At 38.9% G+C, this 21,204-nt stretch carries 17 protein-coding genes, 4 pseudogenes and 1 CRISPR repeat array (1 of these 22 only partly in view); all 21 genes and pseudogenes read right to left on the bottom strand.

Annotated elements, in window-relative coordinates:
- Positions 1-132: a CRISPR direct-repeat array (repeat unit 30 nt; unit sequence GTTTCAATTCCTCATAGGTAAGATACAAAC); it reaches 1,773 nt to the left of the window's first position.
- A gap of 182 nt (positions 133-314) precedes the next feature.
- Complete coding sequence (gene cas6 / locus AOT13_RS05190) at positions 315-1,061, bottom strand: CRISPR-associated endoribonuclease Cas6 (RefSeq protein WP_042383929.1); 747 nt, start codon at positions 1,059-1,061, stop codon at positions 315-317.
- Between the two features lie 274 nt (positions 1,062-1,335).
- Positions 1,336-1,599 (bottom strand): CRISPR-associated endonuclease Cas2, encoded by a 264-nt coding sequence (gene cas2, locus AOT13_RS05185; protein WP_003253159.1) that lies wholly within the window; start codon positions 1,597-1,599, stop codon positions 1,336-1,338.
- Between the two features lie 9 nt (positions 1,600-1,608).
- Positions 1,609-2,616 (bottom strand): type I-B CRISPR-associated endonuclease Cas1b, encoded by a 1,008-nt coding sequence (cas1b, locus tag AOT13_RS05180; RefSeq protein WP_042383931.1) that lies wholly within the window; start codon positions 2,614-2,616, stop codon positions 1,609-1,611.
- A gap of 2 nt (positions 2,617-2,618) precedes the next feature.
- Positions 2,619-3,128: a CRISPR-associated protein Cas4 gene (gene cas4, locus AOT13_RS05175; RefSeq protein WP_003253161.1), complete on the bottom strand. Its 510-nt coding sequence runs from the start codon at positions 3,126-3,128 to the stop codon at positions 2,619-2,621.
- Positions 3,116-5,599: a CRISPR-associated helicase/endonuclease Cas3 gene (locus AOT13_RS05170; RefSeq protein WP_042383933.1), complete on the bottom strand. Its 2,484-nt coding sequence runs from the start codon at positions 5,597-5,599 to the stop codon at positions 3,116-3,118. The genes cas4 and AOT13_RS05170 overlap by 13 nt, the downstream gene beginning before the upstream one ends.
- A 43-nt stretch (positions 5,600-5,642) precedes the next feature.
- Positions 5,643-6,377, bottom strand: a complete 735-nt coding sequence (gene cas5b, locus AOT13_RS05165) for a type I-B CRISPR-associated protein Cas5b (protein ID WP_013401699.1) — start codon at positions 6,375-6,377, stop codon at positions 5,643-5,645.
- A 14-nt stretch (positions 6,378-6,391) separates the two neighbouring features.
- Positions 6,392-7,327 (bottom strand): type I-B CRISPR-associated protein Cas7/Csh2, encoded by a 936-nt coding sequence (gene cas7b, locus AOT13_RS05160; RefSeq protein ID WP_042383936.1) that lies wholly within the window; start codon positions 7,325-7,327, stop codon positions 6,392-6,394.
- A 162-nt stretch (positions 7,328-7,489) separates the two neighbouring features.
- Complete coding sequence (locus tag AOT13_RS05155) at positions 7,490-9,460, bottom strand: TIGR02556 family CRISPR-associated protein (protein ID WP_042383938.1); 1,971 nt, start codon at positions 9,458-9,460, stop codon at positions 7,490-7,492.
- Positions 9,461-9,622: 162 nt separating this feature from the next.
- Positions 9,623-9,821 (bottom strand): annotated as a pseudogene (locus AOT13_RS19890) (transposase); the annotation flags it as partial.
- A gap of 135 nt (positions 9,822-9,956) precedes the next feature.
- A complete protein-coding gene (locus AOT13_RS05150; RefSeq protein ID WP_003253168.1) occupies positions 9,957-10,712 on the bottom strand; it encodes a DeoR/GlpR family DNA-binding transcription regulator in 756 nt (251 codons plus the stop codon).
- Between the two features lie 323 nt (positions 10,713-11,035).
- Positions 11,036-11,416 (bottom strand): annotated as a pseudogene (locus tag AOT13_RS05140) (helix-turn-helix domain-containing protein); the annotation flags it as partial.
- 220 nt (positions 11,417-11,636) lie between these two features.
- Positions 11,637-12,914, bottom strand: a complete 1,278-nt coding sequence (locus AOT13_RS05135) for an MFS transporter (RefSeq protein ID WP_013877553.1) — start codon at positions 12,912-12,914, stop codon at positions 11,637-11,639.
- A 93-nt stretch (positions 12,915-13,007) separates the two neighbouring features.
- Positions 13,008-13,322, bottom strand: a complete 315-nt coding sequence (gene rhaM / locus AOT13_RS05130) for an L-rhamnose mutarotase (RefSeq protein ID WP_003253173.1) — start codon at positions 13,320-13,322, stop codon at positions 13,008-13,010.
- 32 nt (positions 13,323-13,354) lie between these two features.
- Positions 13,355-14,188 (bottom strand): rhamnulose-1-phosphate aldolase, encoded by an 834-nt coding sequence (gene rhaD, locus AOT13_RS05125; RefSeq protein ID WP_013401703.1) that lies wholly within the window; start codon positions 14,186-14,188, stop codon positions 13,355-13,357.
- An 11-nt stretch (positions 14,189-14,199) separates the two neighbouring features.
- Positions 14,200-15,462 carry an L-rhamnose isomerase gene (gene rhaA, locus AOT13_RS05120; RefSeq protein WP_003253176.1) on the bottom strand — a complete coding sequence of 421 codons (1,263 nt, stop codon included), beginning with the start codon at positions 15,460-15,462 and terminating at the stop codon, positions 14,200-14,202.
- A complete protein-coding gene (rhaB, locus tag AOT13_RS05115) occupies positions 15,431-16,903 on the bottom strand; it encodes a rhamnulokinase (protein ID WP_042383941.1) in 1,473 nt (490 codons plus the stop codon). Before rhaB ends, rhaA begins: the two co-directional genes overlap by 32 nt.
- Before the next feature lie 88 nt (positions 16,904-16,991).
- The gene (locus AOT13_RS05110) at positions 16,992-18,146 is read right to left on the bottom strand and encodes an iron-containing alcohol dehydrogenase (RefSeq protein ID WP_003253180.1); all 1,155 of its coding nucleotides are present in this window, start codon (positions 18,144-18,146) and stop codon (positions 16,992-16,994) included.
- 666 nt (positions 18,147-18,812) lie between these two features.
- Complete coding sequence (locus tag AOT13_RS05105) at positions 18,813-19,259, bottom strand: aminoacyl-tRNA deacylase (RefSeq protein ID WP_003253181.1); 447 nt, start codon at positions 19,257-19,259, stop codon at positions 18,813-18,815.
- Positions 19,260-19,741: 482 nt separating this feature from the next.
- Positions 19,742-20,189: pseudogene (locus AOT13_RS05100) on the bottom strand (pre-toxin TG domain-containing protein); the annotation flags it as partial.
- A gap of 4 nt (positions 20,190-20,193) precedes the next feature.
- Positions 20,194-20,344: pseudogene (locus AOT13_RS21365) on the bottom strand (DUF5082 domain-containing protein); the annotation flags it as partial.
- Between the two features lie 412 nt (positions 20,345-20,756).
- On the bottom strand, positions 20,757-21,188 hold the full coding sequence (locus AOT13_RS05095; protein ID WP_013401706.1) for a hypothetical protein: 432 nt from the start codon (positions 21,186-21,188) through the stop codon (positions 20,757-20,759).
- Positions 21,189-21,204 lie beyond the last annotated feature (16 nt).

Below are 21,204 nucleotides of genomic sequence, written 5' to 3'. Positions count from 1 at the left end.
TGAAACGTTCCGTACACATCATCTACGGCCGCGATGTTTCAATTCCTCATAGGTAAGATACAAACAGATTTTTTCGTGTCAATAATTAACGCATTATCAGCAGTTTCAATTCCTCATAGGTAAGATACAAACCCCAACAAACGCTTATATATCAAGGTTGGCGAATAATGGATATATAAAGTATACGTCAGTTTGAAAATTGCGTCAATATTCAAAAGTGCTGATGGCTGTTGGGAGAAATGAGAAAACAAACATGTCGTCGATCCCCTGGGGTTTGTGCGCTATTAGGGATCGACGACAAAAGTATATAGCCGCTATTTAATGAATTCGAACATGCCGAAACCTTGGGAATTTTTCGATCCGATGCCGACGTCATACATAAATTTCACATAAGGGAGCGGTGCTTGAATTTCATACATACCATTCCACGCGTTAATGCGGAACCCTTTGAATACGGTAATCACCTTATCCCTTTTCGTTACGCGGATTGGGCTTATTGTCACCTTCTCCGTTGGTGCTTGTTGAAAATATGCTTGAAATTTATTATAAAAATTTTTTTCTACCATCTTAGAAAATTCTGCGTCAAATGGCGAAAAGAAATGCGTCCGCTTTTCTCCATGTTGATTTTCGTAAGTGCTGTAAACCGTAAGCGGCGATAGCATTCGAATTTGATAAGAACGTTTTTCGGAAATTTCCAATCGTTTCACAGCAGTCTCTTCAATATGAATAGGCTGTCCATTTAACGCAAATTGTTCTCGCAATAAATAATTTTGCGCTAAATTAACAATAAGCGAATCCAATGCGGAAGAAATATACCATGTTACTTGGTCAAAAAACTCGATTTTTTTCTCATGGCGATGGATGCGGTATGTTCCATACAAACGGCTGAATGTAAACATTTTAAACCGCCGCTTTTCTTTCGTATACCCAACATCATGCAAAAAATGCGCCAGCTCAAAATCTTGAATCGAGCGGTATAAAAATCCTTGAAGCACTTCTTCATAATTGATCGGCAAAATAAGCGCGCCATTTTTCGGTCTGAACTGAATGATCATCCTCATATATTGAGCTCTCCTAACCTTGCTTCTATTCGAAATTAACCTATAAGAGATCCATTGCTTTTAACCCAATTTTTAGGGCTTTTGTCAATAATAAAAAGTTAAACTGATGAGAAGTCACCCCTCACGATGCTGTCTTTGAAACCATTCATCCGATGCATGAGGCGATTTCCAGCCCCACCCTGAAAACATATGAAATTTACTTTTTATTCTTTACTGCAACATGATGGATGCCCCAAGCAATACGTGGCCTGATAGTTTATTCTTTTATGATTCCCTACAAAATGTTTTCTTCTCCACCCTTGCGCAATCCCATTTCTTCTCTCTTTGAATATTTTTGCGTTCGGAAAGTATAGAAAACAACAGAATCCACATCCGGATCCATAATATTCTCCAGTTCCATTTTTAATTTAACATAGTTTGCTTCAGAAATTTCTCCTTCAAACACCGAGTTTTGCACCCAGTATAAATATTTTCTGGCGATCTTTAACGCTTTCGCGACACGTTTTTTCTCAAAATCATAGACTAGGATCACAAACATAGCGACCACCTACCATAACGAGCGATATGGCTCATATTCTTTTTCTCCGAGAAGATGCTTTTGAATTTTATAAAGCTCAAGGCGAATGAGACGGCGGTATGAGACGGATTTGCCAAGATGCCGGTGGTTAACCGTTGTCTTCATGCGCTTGTCCAATTCCCCGACAAATTTCTTCCGCCCTTCTTCTGACAGCAAAATCCCTTCCATATGTTTGTCAAAATCTTTTTTCGTAATCATCTTTTTATTTACAAGAGTAAAAATGAGACGATCGACCATAATTGGCTTAAATATTTCCGCGACATCCAAGTTCAACGAAAAACGCCGAAAATTCGTCGCGTGCAAAAACCCGATGCGCGGGTCTAAATAAGTTTTATAGATTTCACTTAGCACCATCGTATAGCAAATCTGATTGCCAAAACTAATCATTGCGTTTAAACGATTGAGCGGCGGCCGCTTCGAACGTTTTTCAAACAAAAAATCTGGGTTATGGTTTAAAATGTCATCAAACATGCTGTAATATTTCTCGCGCACATGCCCTTCTGTTGACATCATTTCCTCAACGCTTGTCCATTGTTCCAGTTTCGCCCGGCTTGATTGGAAATCCAAAATCATTTCTTTAAACTTCGCGTTATTGGTTTTCACACGGTTTTGATAATATTTCAGCACTTGTATCATTTGCCCGATCGAACCGTCAATGAATTTTCGCGCTAAAACAAGACGTTTTTCTGGATTCAAATACGCTTCGGCCTGTTTTAAAATGACGTGACCCGCGTTTAAATGCTCGCGCGGATAAAATGTTCCCGTGTAATAGCCGTAATGATTAAAATAGTGGATACAGATATTTTTTTGCGCCATCAGTTCTAAAAACTTCTTCGTTGCATTCACTTCTCCAAAAATATAAATATCATTGACATCTTCAACGGGAAGCTTTTGTTTACGCTCAGTTGTCTCAAAACAAATACTGTTGTCTTCACGGCTTAGCTCGCCGCTTTGAAAAATATAGAGCGTTTTTTTCATGATTATTCCTCCGCAAAGCAATATTCACGATAGGCACAGCTTCGGCAAAACCCGATTTTCTTCGGCTCTGGCGGGACAGGCAAGCGGGCAATGCGGCGGATGTCAGCAACCGCCTCTTCCAATACCCGTTTTCCTTCTTCTGTCCATTCCACTTTCGTTACTTTCTTTTCTTTTGGGAACAAAAGCTCCCCTTTTGCCTCAATGCCCATTTTCCGCAATGTATCAAGATAGAACAACAATTGATAATAAGCGCTTTTTTCATAGGTTGACGACTTCTTCACTTCACCGACAACAAGCGTATCCCCTTCGCGGCGAATCCGGTCCACTTTTATATTGCCGATAAGTAGTTCTTTTTTCTGGCGCTGATAGCTTGTTTCCGAGATAAAACGGCCAATTTCAAGGTTATCGTCCTCTTGGTCGGCGGCGATCTGATGGGCAATCAGCCAAACTTCGCGCTTGCAGATGAAGTAGTACCAAATATGCGTTCCATTGACATCCATTACATAATCCATGCATCCACCATCTCACTTGTGCGAATAAGTCCATATTCGCTGTTGTAATATTGGTTTAGTATATCGTTGGATAAATGAATCATTCTCGTTTTTTCGTATAAATCCCGATCCAGATTCTTTACAAGTTTAATCGGGGCGGAAATGACATATTGGCGCACGTCTTTTTTCAGGCGCAAATAGTTCTCGAACCGTGTTTCGAAATCTTTCTCCTCAATCACCTGCTGAATATATTGCTGCCAAATGTCCATCGCTTGATCATCTACTTCGACAAACACATCCACTGCTTGATGCGCGTTTTCAATCAATTGAAATTCCGATACATATCTGGGCTTATTTTTGCTTCCCGACTTATCTTTTGCATCAAATTTTAGTTCTTCCATCGCACTTATAATCCCATCGGAAGCATCGAACGATTTTCTGCCGCGCACTTCAGTAAAATATTGCATAATGATATCAAAAAATTGATGCTCAGATACCGGTGTTTTCGGTAGCACTTCCTTCGCTATATTTGTATGAACACCCTTATACACATATTGTGATTCTAACTTTCCCTCTCGCTCTATTGGCGTTATATACACCTTACCAAGTTCATGTAACTTTCCGTTACGATTGCAGCGCCCCGCCGCTTGGACAATGGAATCAATAGGTCCTAAGTCGCGATATACCACATCAAAATCAACATCGACTCCTGCTTCGACAACTTGCGTTGAAATAACAACGACTTTCTTCTTCTCTTTTAAAAGCTGTCTGACTTGTTCAATGCGGCGTTTCCGCTCACAAGGCACAATATTTGTAGAAAGGTAGATGACATCATAACCGCGTTCTTTTAGCCATTCTTTTATCCCTTCATAAATTTCAATCGATGTTTTAATTGTGTTAAAAATCGCCAAATAAGTTTTTCCATCTTCAAAACGGTTTTGAAACAGTTCCATCCATTCTTCGGGACTGTATGCGCCTTTATCCCCTCCTAGCCAATGAAGCTCGACCCGTTCCATTTCTTTAAAAAAGTCAATTGGCTTTACCATTTCCGACTCCAAAAGTTCCACCGTTTCCCCTTCCGGAAAAATCAGCGGCTGCGTTGCTGTTAACAACAAAATTTTACAGGAAAACAATTCTGCCATTTTGTACAACACGGAACGCAACAAAGGCCAATATTCCATCGGCACGTTTTGAATTTCGTCGAGAATGATAATGCTTCCGGCAATTTGATGGAATTTTTTTAACGCGCGGTTTTCATAGCCAATCAGTGTATGAAACAATTGCACAAATGTCGTGACAATCAGCTCGGCCTCCCAGCTTTCCGTCAGCAACAATGCTTTGCGGAGAGGCAGTTCCTCGTTTTCAGTTTTGTATTGAAACGCAGATAAGTGGTGATGCTTAACTAAATACCGCTGCTCATTTGCATGAAAATCATCCAACTGGCTTAACAAATCACGGATTACTTTTTCATTTTGATCGATAACGCTTGTAAACGGCAGAGCGTAAATAATTTTTGGGGTATATCCATGCTGTCGTTCTGTTTGCTCGCGCCATTTTAATGCCACAGAAAGAGACAGCAGCGTTTTTCCCGCTCCAGTCGGCGCCGTTAATGTGAACAATCGCTGTTCTGGTTTTGTTTTAAAAAGTTCCTCTATTCGTTCCATCACTACGTTGTACATCCGGTTGCGCCACCCGTTCGTTCCTTCTGTCACGTTCACATCAAAATTCGTTTCGCGGTACTGGTCGACAAGATGTGCTGGAATGTGAACGCGCGGTTTTCGTTCGATGTTAGCCGCCGATAATTTGTCGGCATCAATAAGCACAGAATATAGCAATAGCACATAATAATAAAGTTCCCTCGTCAATTCTTGTTTTCTTCGTTTATCGATCAAATAATATTGGCGGTATACCTCATCGAACGCTTTTTCATAATTTTGAAGGAAGCTGTGCAGTTCTGCTGAAAGAGACAATGGAATGGACAGTTCATCCCATAAAGGAGATAAATCTTCCACAATCGCAGAAGCATGGTTCTTTATATCATCGATTTGCTGTTTTAATGTATTGACTCGGTAATATAGTGAATCTTGTACGGTATTTTCCGCAATATGGCGCGATTTTGTTACATCTAAGGAAATATCGCGTAAATTCCCATGATGATGCATAACGACGAAATAGCCTAATAACGGGGCAAATTCAGACCACGAAGCATTTAAATTCGCCGGATGGCGCAAAAGATGGGCGGCAAATACGGCGGAAATAAAAGAGTGATGATGCAAGTCGCCATTTGTCTCTCCAGTCCGTAAATAATCCTGAAAGTATGATAAATATTTACCGAAATCGTGCGCCACCGCAACAATTTTGCTTATATATTCGAGCATATCCCGGTTTTCGTCAGACAGCGGCACATGCTTAAGCATATCTTGCGAGTATTCGTATACTTCCTTTAAATGTACAGTCAATTTCTTGTCTGGATTATTATGAGACAAATACATACTGCTTCACCCCCTAAAAAAGCAGCGGTAAAACCGCCGCTGCCTACATCCATAAAATGTTTTCTTTTGCTTCACCATAAGCAACGGCTATATATGGTACAGCCGGAACAGCGATTAATTGCCGCGATTGTTCAAACAAGTAATAGTCTGTTTCTTGAATCATTCGCTCATTTGTAAACTGGCGTGTCATAAATTCTTTTAAAAAGCGGGTATCTCTTGAAAATTGGATCGATCGCTCGCGCAAATCAGGGATTCGCACAACAGAATGAATCGGCACCAAATCATTGCTTTCTTTTAACATTCCCTCTGCTTCGGCGACCCATTGCAACTGCCCGAGTAATTCAGAAAGCCCTAAATACGGCGGATAAACGTACCGTCCCGATTGTATTCGCTCTTTCACGCTTTCATAAACAGAGCGGTCGGAGTGGGAAAAATAAATGCGATACCGCAAATTGGCTTCTTCTCCCCCGGGAAGCACAAATTCAAGCGGAATTTGCGTATGTCCTCCGCTATTGTTTAAATGGGCTTTGGATTTGACAAACATATAATTGACTGTTTGCATCACTTTGCGAATCGGCGTGCGCACAGATATCGCAATTTGGCATTGGTCCGGCGAAAATACTTCATAATAACTGTCGCGCTCCATTCCTAAAATACCAGCGATCATTCCAACAATCGTCGTCCTCGGGGGAAAAGCATATGACAAGGAAGAGGAGTTCGTATCGATTTTCCGGAAATGCCCCATCTTCCCGATAAGGTCAAAAATAAGCATCTTCATAAACGTCACCCTTTTTACAATACAGAAACGAGTTTATCCGCCAACTCGGATGGAAGAAGATCTGCCAACAAGCCTTTTTGCCCTTCATAGTTCAGCGTTAAATTAGAATCTTGCCAATAATGGATGCGGGCAATTTCAACATTTACTTCCAAAAGTTTATTCACAAGTGCATCAACATGCAAAGTAACTTCGGAAATGCTGCGCAGCCCTTCTGTTTCTTCTAAATGCACTAAATCCCGCAAATCGCCGGCAATAAATTCAGGAGAGTGATATTCGACACGCACATACAAACGCGGATATTGCCCGACTTTGCTGCGGGTTGCGCTCAACGGAATTGCTTTCACAACCGCCTGATCAAACAAGTGGATATCTTCTTCCGTCAACCTCGTATGTGCCGCACGATGGCCGCTTATAACGCCATGAAACGCCAAAAATGAATAATAGACGCGATAATCTTTACCGATATTGCCTCCGTCATTTTTATCATCGGAACCGAAATGCGACGTAATGCTTGCCGACTCAACAAGCGTCACTTTATTTAACGAATAACCCCAGTTAAACTGAATCGGACCAGTAAACGTCATGGAGCTTCCTTTATCCTCTGACTTAATCGGCATTGTCGCGCCGAACATACGGACATCAATAAATTGATCAAGCATCCAGTTTTGTTGTTCTTTTGATAACTTATTAATGTTCACCTTGCCGTCGTACTTCTCGAACAAACGTTTCATTCGTTCCGTTGCGTTAACCGTTTCCCCATCGACTTTGCCGACAAAAATTTCGTGACCGATCTGTTCTAAGTAGTCACGGATATACCGTTTCAAACGGACATCGCTCACTAAGTTTAACGAGCGTTCGTAATCCATGCGCGGGCGGTTTTCTTCATCAATATCGCCGTTTGGGTTTGTTAACTTTGCATCATAAAGGAATAAAATATCGCTATTATTCATTTTCATTCCTCCTCATATATTAGTAAATTTTGCAGTTTATTGATCACGCCTTGACCATTTATTTGGAAGGAAGAGTTTCCCTCACTTTATACGGGATTGGGCTTTTTGATATTCCTCCAAATAAATTGAGGGAATCTCTTCTTCTTTGCCATTCGCAATGCTTTACTCTTCATTTTCAAAATCAGGATCGGAATTATCCTTTTTGCTGCTGTTTAAAATCCGCTTTGTGCCATATGCGTAGCCGGACAACAAATAAAAAACGCTTTCACGATCGGATAAATTCCATTTTTCCTGCAACGCTAAATCAAAAAGACGTTTATGTTCTATATAAACAGTCTCATTTTGCAAAGAAGCGATTTTCAGTTGTCTCAGCTTGTCAAATACCTCGTGTGAAAGTAACATCAGCCTTTGCTTATTCATGCCATGATAATTAATTTTTGATAAAATCGGCTTATTTACCGTTTTGCCCCCCCAGGCTTGTCCAAGCGCTTCTGCACGTGCTTTTGTTCTCCGAACTTGTTCAGCGCCAATCTTCGCAATTAAATATCCAAGCAAAAATAGAGAGCTTTGCGCGACGTTATAATTCATGGTTTCCATATATTCGACCATGTGGGCATCAAGCAAGTCATATGTTACCTTTGTCATCTCCCTTTCCTCCTTAATTAAGTTAAGGTTTTGCAACATTTTTAAGAACAATTGTGCCCGCACCATCGCATTCACTAATCGAAAATCATTGGGTTCTTCCTTGTCGCTACTATATTGATAAAGGTTATAGTTAGCATACATATGCACTTTGGCAAGCTGCACAAATTGCGTGATCAGCCATTGGTATGAAAGCGATTTATTTGTCAAAAGCGACTCGTATACTTGCAAAATTTTGCGTTTTTCAAAGTTTTCCCCGCGTTGAACGCGCATCGGAATTAAGTAGTAGATCGGTTCCAAGCCGAGATTAAATTTTTCGCTGCCAAAAAAGCGTTGCCCGATTTCTCCCGTTTTCCGCATTTCGAAACTTAGCCGGCGCAAATGAGTGAGCGGAACATCGGATAACAGCTTGTTCACCTTTAAAGCCGACTGCGCTTTTGTGTAAAAAAGAAAATGCAACGAAATATGGTTGTCCATTTGTTCGTCGAATTCTTTGTAATCTTCTATTTCCCTATGCAAATCTTCCGCTGTTTCAACCGTTTTGACAGTGCGGACAAACTGATGAATGTGCTCACTAATATCTTGAAGCGGGACATTTGCAAACGGCACATCGTATAGAAAGTCTGGGATGATATAACAAGGAAGGCCGCTGAAACGAGTATTGAAGTGGCGGAGAATGTATGCCTCTCCTGCCATAATCGCTTGATAGGCATCTTTGCTGATGGATAAGTTTTTAACGAATGATTTTTTCTCAAGATCGCTTGCAAAGCTGATTTTATCATTGATATAATAGTTGAACTTCAATTTTGTCGTTTCTCCAGTAACAAAGGCTTCTTTGTTCGTAAGGGCGCATACTCCCTTTTTCGCATCTTCAAATACGCTCAGTTTTTCTGCGATAACAAGCCGTTCATATTCTGGCTGCGAAACTACGAGCTGTCCATTAATGGCGAGGGAATACAAAAGGACATCCTTTATATTGACATTAGCCTCTTTTTCCATAAAAGCTTGAAATTGTTTCGCTACTTCCTTAACGGCCTTTTTCCCCTCTGTTTCGGTCAGCTCACCGCTGACATATGCCGGATTGAAAACATAACGGTATCGTTCATCCGATTTTTTTGCCGCGCCAAGATCCAGAAAAAAAACATCGCGTGCTTCCTTAAGGAGGGAATAGTAAAAATCTTTCTGATCCCAGCGTTCGAGGAGATTTGGGATCGTTTGACTAAGCAAATATTCGACATTGCTCACCGTTCCATACCACTGTGGGCTCGCGGCTCCATCCGCCGTACCAATCCACAGCAACTCTGAAGATGTTGATGCTCCTATTTCTTTCGGTGTCAGCCTTATTTTTTTCTCCGCAATAGAAAAATCAACAATCACAACATATTTGGTTGCACCATCTGACTTTGCAATCGGCAACGTAATCGCTTGAATCATAGATGGTTTTTCCTCTGTTAAATATTTACTGCCAAGAGTGTAGATTGTTTTAATCACCGTCTGCACCTCCTTTAAAGAAAAATGTAAATTTTTGTTGTTTGTTTAAATTTTATCAATATTAACTGTTATTTCAATATTTTCATATATTATTTAACATTTTATTCAAAAATACGAATGACTTTTTAAGCTTAACACTTTCTTAAAATCCAGACACTTAATCTAAACCCTATTTTGATGAAAAAAGGGCTGGAATCGCCTCCATAGCCATGTGGCTAGTTTTTTTAAATTCATGGCAACACAAAAAAAAGCATCGCCTGCCTTAAAAATTTTTCCGGACCCGACAGGCCGTCTAATGCAGACCATGCTTCTCTTTCATATCCGCAAAGACTCGTTCAATTGTTTCTTTTCTCCGAACATAGCAAAACAAATATAGATAGTGACTGCCCTTAGTTGGGGTTACTGTCTTCTTTTTCAAAACTATGATCAGAAAATCTGATTCAATTTATTTTTATGCCACGCTACTGTTTTACTTCTTTCTTAATTTATCCATAAATCAATAAATCACCGTAACATTTTGCTCATGAAGAAACTTTATCCACTCATCAGATGGCTTTTTATCTGTAACTAAATAATCAATTTGTTGAAAGTCTAAGAAACTTGTAAACGCAACTTTGTCAAATTTCGTATGATCAACAAGCATCATTGTCTTACTTGCTTGTTGAACCATTACTTTTTTTAACTCAGCGTCAAGTTCATTGGAGTCCATAATTCCTCTATTCATATCTATCCCTTTACAGCTTAAAATAGCCCAGTCTGTATTATATTTTTTTACAGTTTCTTGTGGAATAGAACCGACAAGCGATGACGAATAAGGTCTTAGTGTACCCCCTGTTGAAATAATATGTAGACTATCACTTGAGATCTCGTTTAAAATTTTGGCTGAATTTGTAATGACAGTTACAATCCGGTTGTTTTCCAACAATTTTACGAGTTCAAAGCAAGTAGAACTGGAATCAACAAACAATGAATCACGCTCATCAATATAATTGATTGCTTTCTTCGCAATTTCTTGCTTTATTGGTATGTTGATATCTTTTCTCGTTGCAAAAGGCAAATCCACATTCGTATGTTGGTTTAAAATGGCTCCGCCATATGTACGTGTAACGATACCTTCCTTCTCAAGTTTCTCCAAATCTCTCCTAATGGTTTCCTCAGTTACATTAAATCTTTTGCTTAAATCAGACACTAACGCACGTTTATCTTTTTGAATGATTTCTATAATTTTTTGTCGTCTTTCAATGGCTAGCAAATTAATCAACCCCTAAATCACGACCAGTATTAATTTGATTATCTTTATTATAACCAAATAAACAACCAGAAATAATGGTTTTATGCAAGGTAGTCTAATATTTTTTATTGAAAACTATTTTGAATGCACATAACCCTGTCAAGTAGACAATTATATTAAGCTCCGGTCTTTTCGCGATATTCCACCGGGAAAAGGCCGTTCCATTTTTCTCGGAAACTACTATGGTTGTAAAAAGAAATAACGCCCTTGACATTCTACGGATGGAAAACAGCTTCCAGACGTAATGCCCTTTTAGATCGGCTTTTGCGCCATTTGTAGTATCAATCTTTGGAAACTTCGCCAATTCAGAATAACCATGCAAATGGATGTTTTTTCCGTAACTTATCCATAGTGAGAAACTTTTCCGATTTTAAGATAACTCCTTCCCGTGTAAATTTGGATGCGCTTTTTAGCCATTCCACCTGCACTTTCCAGTACGCATTCTCCTTTTCCAAGCTGGAAAAATGTTTGCGATTCCACACTCCCCGCTGATCTTTCAATGATTCACCGCGTTGAATTTTCTTGATCCATTTGGCCATCTGGGCTCTTGATTCCAAAATGTTCGCGGAGCTGCCGATAAGACCAGCCCCTTCCAACTTCAAACGAACGACTTCCCGTTTCCGCTCTTCGGAATAGATGTGAAAAGTTTGTACTTTCTTCGCCATAAAAAATCCCCTCCCAAGTAGACTCTTAAGCACATCATATCAAATCGCTGTCTACTTGTAGGGGATAATACCAGGCTGCTTAATCAGCCATCTTTTTTAATTACTGTCTGCTTGACAGGAGTAAGACCAAAACCTCACCTCTGAGTGATGCTGAGTCATTCCCTTTTTAAGGTTTAAATTTTAACTTCTGATGGACTGTTGCATCCCGTGAGACAACTCGTTAGTAGTTAGTACCATATCTTTCTTGTTGAATTTCTTTTAATGTTTTCCCCCTCGTCTCCGGTGCCATGGCAACTCCAATGATCGCAGCAATAAGCAGGAATCCAATCATAACCGTTCCAGCAAATTTAAATCCTAATTGTGTAATCATGGTTGGAACCACTAGTGAAATTAATCCAACGGCTATACGAGCAACACTGAAGAGAAATCCTTGGGCTTTAGCACGATATTTCGTATGGAAAAGCTCGCCGGCCCATAATGCATAGAATGCTTGAGCTCCAAAACCTGCGGCAGTACCCCATAAGATAACAAAGAGCATCAATTGAATTTTACCCATGCCGGCAAATGAGAGAATGATCCAAGCAACAATTTCCATTAAGGCACCAAGTCCATAAAGTACACGGCGATTTACTTTATCACCTAACTTAATAAATACAAAATATGTTGAAGCCACCGTTAAAATCCATAAGAAAGCTTGTAACAGATTAGCTTGTGCTGCAGTAAGTCCGCCTACTTTTTCATATATATATGGCATGAAATATCCCATAACACCGGCGACTAAATTCCAGAAGCAATATATTCCAATCAATAAAATCATCGCATGCAGATTTGCTTTTATAGTAAATAATTCTTTAGTAGAACTTTTGGAAATTTGATATTTAGCTTTAAGTTCAGCTTGTTTTTGCCTTTCCTCTTCCCATATCATAGATTCACGAATTTGTTGTTGCATAATCCAGGTAATGGCTGCAACGACAAACAATTGGGCAAAAATGATCCTACTTCCTAAAATCCCTAATGGAGCTAATAATACAGAAAGTAACAAGGAAATGACAGGACCTACCGACCAAGCAAATTGTCCCCATCCCACACGTGCTGCTCGTTCATTTGCAGGAGCCTCTTCTGATATATATGTCCAGGCAGCTGGAATTCCCGCACCTACTGCTAAGCCTGTTATAATATATCCTAATAATAACATAGGGAAGTTAAAAGAAAGCGTTATCAATAAAACACCAAGCATATAAACAAGAAGATCATACTTATAAATAAATTTTCTTCCAAACCTGTCAACTAAAATCCCGCCAATAAAAGCACCAACCGCTGATCCGAAACCATTTGCACTAACCGCACCAAGTAAACCGACTTTAATATCATCTAACTTTAAATACTCTACCCATAGTGAAAGCCCCCCTGCGCCTGCAACTATGGAACCGGCTTCTAAGTAGTTTGACATAGCTACAGTAATTGTCGCTTTTAATCCACCTTTCGCACCATCCGCCATAATTTCCTCTCCTCCAATATTTAGTGTCCAATAAAATACGCATTTGCTCCATCCATCCATAAAGGTTGAATGGATGGAGATGACTATTAAAACTCACTCTAAGTGAAATACTTCATCTAGATTAATAGATACTGGACTATTATCAGGATTGGTCTTCATTATTGGTTTCATGTACTTCCACCATTTCTGACATATTTCGGTTTCTGCCATTTGCTCCCACAATTTTTCATCTTCAATTTCTAAATAAGCAAATAATCTCCCTGTTTCTTTATCGAGAAAAATCGAATAGTTGTGTGCACCATGGGCTTTAAGTTCTGTTACCATCTCTGGCCAAATTTCATCGTGACGGCGCTTATATTCTTCATAACTATCTTTATTTACAAACATGATACTTGCTTTTCTAATCATCTTAATTCACCTCTGTATTCTTTATAGATTCATCATTTTTTGGTGTTCAAAATCCCTTGTCTCGGTACAACCCCAAAAGCATCTGCCAATTCTAGTAATTGTTGGTCCGTAATGGCTTGTTTTACCCCACCTTGTGCACATACAATTGTATATACTTGTGCAGCTTTTTCAGCCGTTTCAATTAAACCGAATGCCTCGTCCATTGTAGTGCCAGCACCAAATACTCCATGGTGAGGCCACACCACTAAGCGAACATCCTTCATTTTCGCTGCCGTCGCTTTTCCAATTGCGTCAGTTCCTGGAACCATCCATGGAATGATTCCAACACCCTCTGGAAATACAACGATACATTCTGTACACATTTGCCATAATGTTTTTGTAAATGCCTTTTCATCCAAGCTATGAGTAAATGTCATCCCAAGAATATGCGTTGCATGGCAATGAATGATTACACGGTGATTAGGATCGGCTTTCAAGCGTTCGATATGGCTCATAAAATGTGTAGGAAGTTCACTTGTCGGTCCTCCTCCATCCTCAAACCCCCATAAAACATCAACCGCTTTGCCATCCTCGGTTACCCGAATGACACCAAGGTTTTCTGCCGGCTTATCCATCACATTTTTGAAATATTTACCGGAACCAGTGACAATAAAATACTTTCCTGCTAGCGCAGAAGCATCAAAATGTATTGGCATTGTACGTTTAACATGGTTTATATCTAAAAAAGGGATTACTTCTTCTTCTTTTAGTAAATAACTGATATTTCCACCGTTACGTTCATCCCAACCTAAACGATATAAATTTGCCGTGGTTTTCATCATTTCTTGTGTAAACTCCGCTGTTAAAATATCTAATTTTCCTGTCATTTTCTCTCCACCTAAATTCTTTTTAGTAACACTTCTTTTTCATAATTTTTCACTTCAGCCAACCATTCCTCACGAACAGGCACACCTTGGGAAGCACAATAGTAATCCCAAACAGCTCCGAAAGGATAGGATTTGAATTCTTCTCTTAATGCCAAACGAGAGGTATAGTCACCTTTTAATTCCATTTCTTTTAACAGTTCTATAGGTTCTAAAAAGGCGCGAAGCAGTGCTTTAAGCATACTGCGTGCTCCAATGACCCAAGCAGCAACGCGATTGATGCTACCGTCAAAGAAATCAAGTCCAATATACGTTTTTTCAAGTAAATTATTCACAACCAATTCCCGTGCGATTTCCTGCAATTCATCATCCATAATGACTACATGGTCACTATCCCAACGAACAGGACGACTTACATGTAGCAACATTCCATTGCTGTACAAAGAAAGAGCAGATAGTTTATTTGAAACGGTTTCCGTTGGATGGAAATGGCCCATATCCAAGCAAATGAGTTTGTTACGAGTCAGTGCATAGCCTATATAAAATTCATGGGAACCTACAACATAACTTTCTGAACCAATTCCAAACAGCTTACTTTCAACCGCATCTAAGTTAAATTTAGGATCGATTTCCTCTTCAAAAATTTCATCCAATGCCTCTTCCAGACGCTTTCTTGGTGCCAAGCGATCCACTGGAATATCTTTGTATCCATCAGGAATCCAAATATTAGTTACACATGTTTGCCCGGTTTCCTTACCGAAATATTCGCCGATTTTACGGGAACGTTTACAATGTTCAATCCAAAAATCACGAATTTCCTTATTAGGATGGCTTAATGTAAACCCATCATCTGCTTTTGGATGGGAAAAACATGTTGGATTGAAATCAAGACCTAACCCCTGTTCTTTTGCCCATTCTACCCATTTTTGATAATGGCGCGGCTCGATCTCATCAAAATCAATTTTTTCATCGGTATCTACATAAATGGCATGCAAATTTAACTTATGTTTTCCAGGAATTAAAGAAAAGGCTTTTTCTAAATCTTGACGAAGTTCATCTGGAGTTCTAGCAGCACCTGGATAATTTCCGGTAACCGCAATTCCTCCTGTTAACGCTTGGTCTTTATTTATAAACCCGCGAACATCATCACCTTGCCAACAATGTAAAGAAATCTTGATATTTTTTAATTGATCTAGTACTCGGTCTGTATCAATACCGTATTTAGCATACGCCTTTTTGGCTAATTCATAAGCTTCCTGTACTTCTGACGTGATCATATAAAACGACCTCCTTAAATTTTTGAATAATAGCTTGGCGATTTATTTCATTTGGGGTATATTTTTTAATTTCAAATGAATCTCTTATAAGCTGGCGAGCTGCCTCTAAATCTTTCACTTCTTTTGTCGCAATCATCTGCATAATCAGGTTTCCAATAGCAGTTGCTTCAGTAGGGCCAGCATAGACGACTTTTCCACTCAAATCTGCTGTTAGTTGATTCAAGTGCTCATTGTAGGCTCCTCCGCCAACGATATGCAGCTGATCAATGGTTTTTCCGGTGATCTCTTCTAATTCTTCTATTGCAATTGCATAAATAATTGCTAAATTGTTGTAAATACAATTAGCTAATTCACCGACGGTTTCAGGTACTTTTTGATTGGTTTCCTTGCAATAGGTTTGAATTTCATCAATCATATTGGCAGGATTCATAAACCGTTCATCATTAAAATTAATGAACTGATGGAACCCTTTTACTTTCTTAGCCTCTTCCACAAATTGTGCAAAATCATAGTCTTGTTCTAAATGTCGTCTAACTTCTTGAATGATCCACATTCCAATGATGTTTTTTAAGAAGCGGATTGTTTGAAAAGCGCCCCATTCATTTGTATAATTGTGTTGTAACGCCAATTCGTTCACAATAGGAACAGCGCTTTCAATTCCTAACAAAGACCATGTTCCACTGCTTAAATAAGCCCAATTTTCTCCAAACCCTGGAGTACCAATGACAGCGGATGCGGTGTCATGGGTCGCAACAGTGATAACTTTGCAATTCGGAAGATCGAAAGAAGAGAACCATTCTTTTTTCAACATACCAAGCTCTGTACCTGGTTCCACCAGCCTCGCAAATTGCTCTCTTTTCACGGAAATTAAATCAAGTAGCTCGTCATCAAATGTTCTGCTATTTAAATTTAACAATTGCGTGGTGGAAGCGTTTGTAACTTCAGTTACAGCTACACCGGTTAAACAGTAACCTAAGTAGTCCGGAACCATTAGTATCTGATTTGTGTTTTTTAGCTTTTCTTGATCTTCTTCATACAACTGATAAATTGTATTAAAAGGTAAAAATTGAATTCCCGTTTTTTTATAAATCTTTTCTTTTGAAACTAATTTTGTTACTTTTTCAATCGTTTGTTTAGTTCTTCCATCTCGATAAGAAACAACCTCTCGTAAACGCTTACCTTTTTGATCCAATAAGACGTAATCAACGGCCCATGTATCAATTCCAACCGTACATTGGTCGTAACCCAAGGATTTTACTACCTGAAGTCCTTTTAAAATTTCATTTAATAAATAGTCAATATCCCAATAACAAGTGCCATCTTTCACTGTAAATCCATTAGAAAACCTGTGTATTTCTTTGATTTTTAATTTATTATCCTTGATTCCCCCCAACACTAAACGCCCACTGGATGCACCGATATCCACCGCCACATAGATCACCGATTTATCTCCTCCTTCAACTCATTACACGCTACTATGAATCTAGCAAAACACAAATTGGTGAAACGATAACAAGAAGATTTCAACCTTATAAAATTTCTTTAAACATAGAAATTACTTCCTCTTTCGTAGGTTGAAATGGATTACCTGGTGCACACGCATCTTTAAGAGCATTATTTGCTAATTTTTCCAAATCCACTTCATCAACGCCAAGCTCTGAAAGTTTGCTTGGAATACCTATTTCTCTCGATAATGCTTTAATCGCTTCAATGACTTCTTCTGCACATTGTTCATCTGTTTTTCCTGTTACGTCAATTCCTGCTGCCTTTGCAATCGCACGGAATTTTCTTGGATCCCGCTTTGCATTTTCCCGCTCTACAATCGGCAGAAGCATTGCGTTGCATACACCGTGGGGCAAATCGTACATTCCTCCAAGCTGATGGGCCATAGCATGAACCATACCGAGGCCTGCATTGTTAAAGGCAATTCCAACTAGAAACATGGCGTATGCCATTTGTTCACGCGCTTCAATGTCGTGACCATTTTTTACAGCTCTAGGGAGGTAATTAAAAATAATTTCTATTGCTGCAAGCGCTGTCGCATCGGTAACTGTATATGAACCTGGAGTTACAACCGCTTCTATTGCATGTGTCAGCGCATCCATACCTGTCGCTGCAGTTAAAGCAGCAGGTTTATCTACCATTAATTCGGGATCATTGACAGAAATGGTCACTAAACTATTCTTATCTACCATAACCATTTTTACATTACGTTCTTCATCTGTTATAACATAGTTGATTGTAAATTCACTGGATGTTCCAGCTGTTGTATTTACCGCTACAATCGGAACCGATTTATTTTTTGTTTTGTTTACACCTTCATAATCGCGGATATCGCCGCCGTTTGTTACATAAAGTCCAATCGCTTTCGCTGTATCCTGTGGCGAGCCACCTCCAACGGATACTAAAAAATCACATTCATTCTTTTTAAAAAGATCTGCACCAGCATATACGTTTTTCGTAGTTGGATTTGGTTTCACATCATCATAAACAACGTAGTTAACACCTATTTCATCCAATACCGCTAATACCTTTCCAGCAATACCGCTTTTATGCAGAAATTTATCGGTTACAACCAACGCTTTTTTAAAACCAAACTCTTTAATAAACGGACCAACTTTCGCCAAACACCCTCTTCCCATCAAATTCGTGCTTGGCACATAAAAAACATGCGCATTGCTCATTTTACTACCTCCATTCGAATCAAGTATGTTTATATTTTCACAAATAATCATAGATGTGGGAAACAAAGATTAACCAATACAAATTACTACTTTCAATTTTTATTTGGCCGAATGAACAACTGTAATCTTTGTTTCTTTTTATCTAGCAAACAAAACATTTACAATTAAATAGTAACCGTATACACCTTTTGTTGTCAACATAAACAAACATATTTATTGTTGTTTTTTATTTTATTTTTTATGTTTTTGTCAAATTTATTTTTTGTTTTCATGTTTTATGTTTGTTTTATATTTGTTTTAAAACACAATTGTATTTGAGCAAATTCTCATAAACCATATTTTTTATATACATAAACAAAAAAACACCTATGAAGGTGTTTCTGAATAATCACGGTATCTTCCCGCAATATAGTAAATATTCTTGATGTTTGAAAGCTGATGTCCGATTTACGAGCAAGTTTTGCATAGACAGTAAAAAGCTCGTCCCCAAAAGGTTAGCTATAGATGCATTGACTGCATCAGCCGTCTCTGCCTTTTTATACATATCCAATTGAATTGCTTTTTAACGCTTATTCCATTGTTAATCTTTACAATCTTCTTTTGATCTTCAGTTTGCAAAGGTTATCGAAATATCTAAAACGGCGTAATTTATCCGATAGCAACGCTTTAGTCTAATAAAGCAACAACTTGATTTAGCTTTTCCAAAGCGTTAGGTGCTATTTTTAGTGTCGAAGTTGATTCTCCCGTTCCTCCATAAATAAACGGATAACGAAAAAGTTCTTTATCTACTATACAAGGCAAAGAAAGACCTACTAACGGAACACTGCCAACAGTGTATCCAGTTATCTGTTGGACTTCTTTTGGAGTTGCCATTTTTAATTGATTACATCCCAGAATTTCTGACACTTCTTCCAAATTTACACGCCCTCGACCTCCAGAAATAATCATCGCAAAATAACCTTTTTCTGACTTAAGAACCAATGTAGGTGCTGTCTGGCCTATTTCAATTCCAAAATAATCCGCACCTTCCTGCGCCGTATGGATTGGACTTTCGTGGTGAATGACTTCAAATTGAACGTCATTTTCTTGCAAAATGCTTTTTAAATTATCCATAAACGGGTGTCCCCCTTTTTAAAGTTTCCTCGAAATAATTTTTACCGCAACTGACTTTCCAATATCTTAATTCAACGTACTAATCAAATTCTCCTTTGTAATATAAAGAACAAGTATAATATGCAAGCATATATGATTTCATCTATTTTCCATCCTTATGTTAAGATACAAACTCTCATGTCTATATGATGGCAAACTTATGCGTTTATCTAGTATTCTTAACAATCCCCCATTCCTTTTCCTACGACTCCCTATTATCTTTGAAGAAAAATGATTATAAAATTTCAAATATTTTCCTGATGACCAATAATAAAAGGGAAACAGTTGGGGATACGTATACCATCCAGCTAAACACTCCACCCACGTTAACTTTGTAAACGACTTATTTATCACAGGATTTTATGCCATTATCGCGCTATCATGATGGTTCAGGCAAATGGGCAGTATGTATTAATTTAAAATCATCTTAATTTGGAAAGATAACTCCCTTTGATTCCCTCTTTGCCAGCGATTCCTGATCCTTTGATCTGAGGAATAACCGAAACCAACAGCATTCCTCCCGCAACCAGGCATCCCCATCCGCATATCCGTTCTCCGGTGATTTGGGATCGCATTCTCCAATAACCGCTGTACATCGTATCAGCCAAGAAGCTCCAAAATGTTATCAGCAATCGTTTGGTCTGTCTGGCGCATTGCCGCGGCTGTCCGATACAGCAATCCTTCCGCTTCGTTCAGCTTTTCTTCATAGCGGCGGAGCCAATGAATCAGCTCATCCTTGAGACTATCGATCGCAGCAGTGCTAATGCCAGGAATCTCCATGGCTAAAGAAGGCAGTGTCCAAGAAAGTGAAGTCCGCGCATGACAGCAGGCGTCTTCTCCATCGGGGATATGCTTCGCTACTATTTCCAGTTCTTCCGGTTTGACTTGAATCTTATCATTGCCGCTCCTCTATTTCAGCGATTTCCCTGCTTATTTCATGAAGAAGACCGTCTGCCGTTGCAGCCATCATTTGCCGCAAGCTCACAGATATCGTCTCATGCGCTTTCCCCAGCTTTTTTCTGCCAATGCGGATTGTCCTCAACGGACAAGATTTTTAAAGCAAAAGCAAAGTACTCATCATAGTCCTCATCTTCTAATTCCAGCCCATTGTCTGTTTCTAAATAGTGTCTAATAAACCTTTAATCCGCAAACCACCTTTCCACTCTATTATCAGTGCGGAACATACTCGCCATCCGCGTGGTAAAATTCGCGAGTGCCATGTTGAAATTCCTCGGTCGCTTCTTCGTTCTGTCTTTGATGTGTATAGTTGTACTGCCAGCTGTTTATTTGGTTCCATTGGGATAATGATTTAACACCTCGATAAATTCATCCATTTTCTTCCTCTCCACTTTACAGCCTTTCCGGCAATATGTGCACCGTTCCTCGAATAATGGATACTGCCGTTTTCAGCTCATATGGATTGACTCACTACATCCAAACATCATCAGCCATCTTTGTTCAGATAAAATTGCAACTTTTTCCCATTTTATTATCCGTTATTATCTTTAATATTTCTTGAGCAATTGCCTTAGCTTCTTCTTTACTAATTAATTTTTCTGGAATTTCATAGAATAACAACAAATGTTCTTTCAGGCTAACATCTTCAGGACTTAATTCAACTGCTCTTTTAGCATGGTATAATGCACTTGCGTAAGCGTCTGGTAAATGACACAATGCAGTGCTTAATAACTCTGAAGCTAAGTAATGATAATCTGCAGTTTCATTATTATTTATCAAATAACAGACAAACGAATATGCACTTATACTCTCTTCATCAAATCCTAATTCAAGTACAACTTGCTCTAAAGTATTTCTATCTTCATTCTCAATATATTCTTTTGCTTTTTGAAAATCACCCGATGTTATTAATTGCTTTATCTTTTCCTTCATAGTTATTTCACCCACG

The organism is Parageobacillus thermoglucosidasius (assembly GCF_001295365.1).
GTDB lineage: Bacteria > Bacillota > Bacilli > Bacillales > Anoxybacillaceae > Parageobacillus > Parageobacillus thermoglucosidasius.
The sequence above is the reverse complement of the archived record's forward strand: the minus strand, read 5'-3'. Positions and strand labels throughout refer to the sequence as shown.

Excerpts from the sequence above, each read along its gene's own strand:
- cas6 (WP_042383929.1), bottom strand. The coding sequence starts at position 1,061 with ATGAGGATGATCATTCAGTTCAGACCGAAAAATGGCGCGCTTATTTTG.
- cas2 (WP_003253159.1), bottom strand. The coding sequence starts at position 1,599 with ATGTTTGTGATCCTAGTCTATGATTTTGAGAAAAAACGTGTCGCGAAA.
- cas1b (WP_042383931.1), bottom strand. The coding sequence starts at position 2,616 with ATGAAAAAAACGCTCTATATTTTTCAAAGCGGCGAGCTAAGCCGTGAA.
- cas4 (WP_003253161.1), bottom strand. The coding sequence starts at position 3,128 with ATGGATTATGTAATGGATGTCAATGGAACGCATATTTGGTACTACTTC.
- AOT13_RS05170 (WP_042383933.1), bottom strand. The coding sequence starts at position 5,599 with ATGTATTTGTCTCATAATAATCCAGACAAGAAATTGACTGTACATTTA.
- cas5b (WP_013401699.1), bottom strand. The coding sequence starts at position 6,377 with ATGAAGATGCTTATTTTTGACCTTATCGGGAAGATGGGGCATTTCCGG.
- cas7b (WP_042383936.1), bottom strand. The coding sequence starts at position 7,327 with ATGAATAATAGCGATATTTTATTCCTTTATGATGCAAAGTTAACAAAC.
- AOT13_RS05135 (WP_013877553.1), bottom strand. The coding sequence starts at position 12,914 with ATGGCGGATGGTGCGAAAGGTGGATTAAAAGCGACAATTACTGTAGCT.
- rhaM (WP_003253173.1), bottom strand. The coding sequence starts at position 13,322 with ATGATTAGAAAAGCAAGTATCATGTTTGTAAATAAAGATAGTTATGAA.
- rhaD (WP_013401703.1), bottom strand. The coding sequence starts at position 14,188 with ATGACAGGAAAATTAGATATTTTAACAGCGGAGTTTACACAAGAAATG.
- rhaA (WP_003253176.1), bottom strand. The coding sequence starts at position 15,462 with ATGATCACGTCAGAAGTACAGGAAGCTTATGAATTAGCCAAAAAGGCG.
- AOT13_RS05110 (WP_003253180.1), bottom strand. The coding sequence starts at position 18,146 with ATGAGCAATGCGCATGTTTTTTATGTGCCAAGCACGAATTTGATGGGA.
- AOT13_RS05105 (WP_003253181.1), bottom strand. The coding sequence starts at position 19,259 with ATGGATAATTTAAAAAGCATTTTGCAAGAAAATGACGTTCAATTTGAA.
- AOT13_RS05095 (WP_013401706.1), bottom strand. The coding sequence starts at position 21,188 with ATGAAGGAAAAGATAAAGCAATTAATAACATCGGGTGATTTTCAAAAA.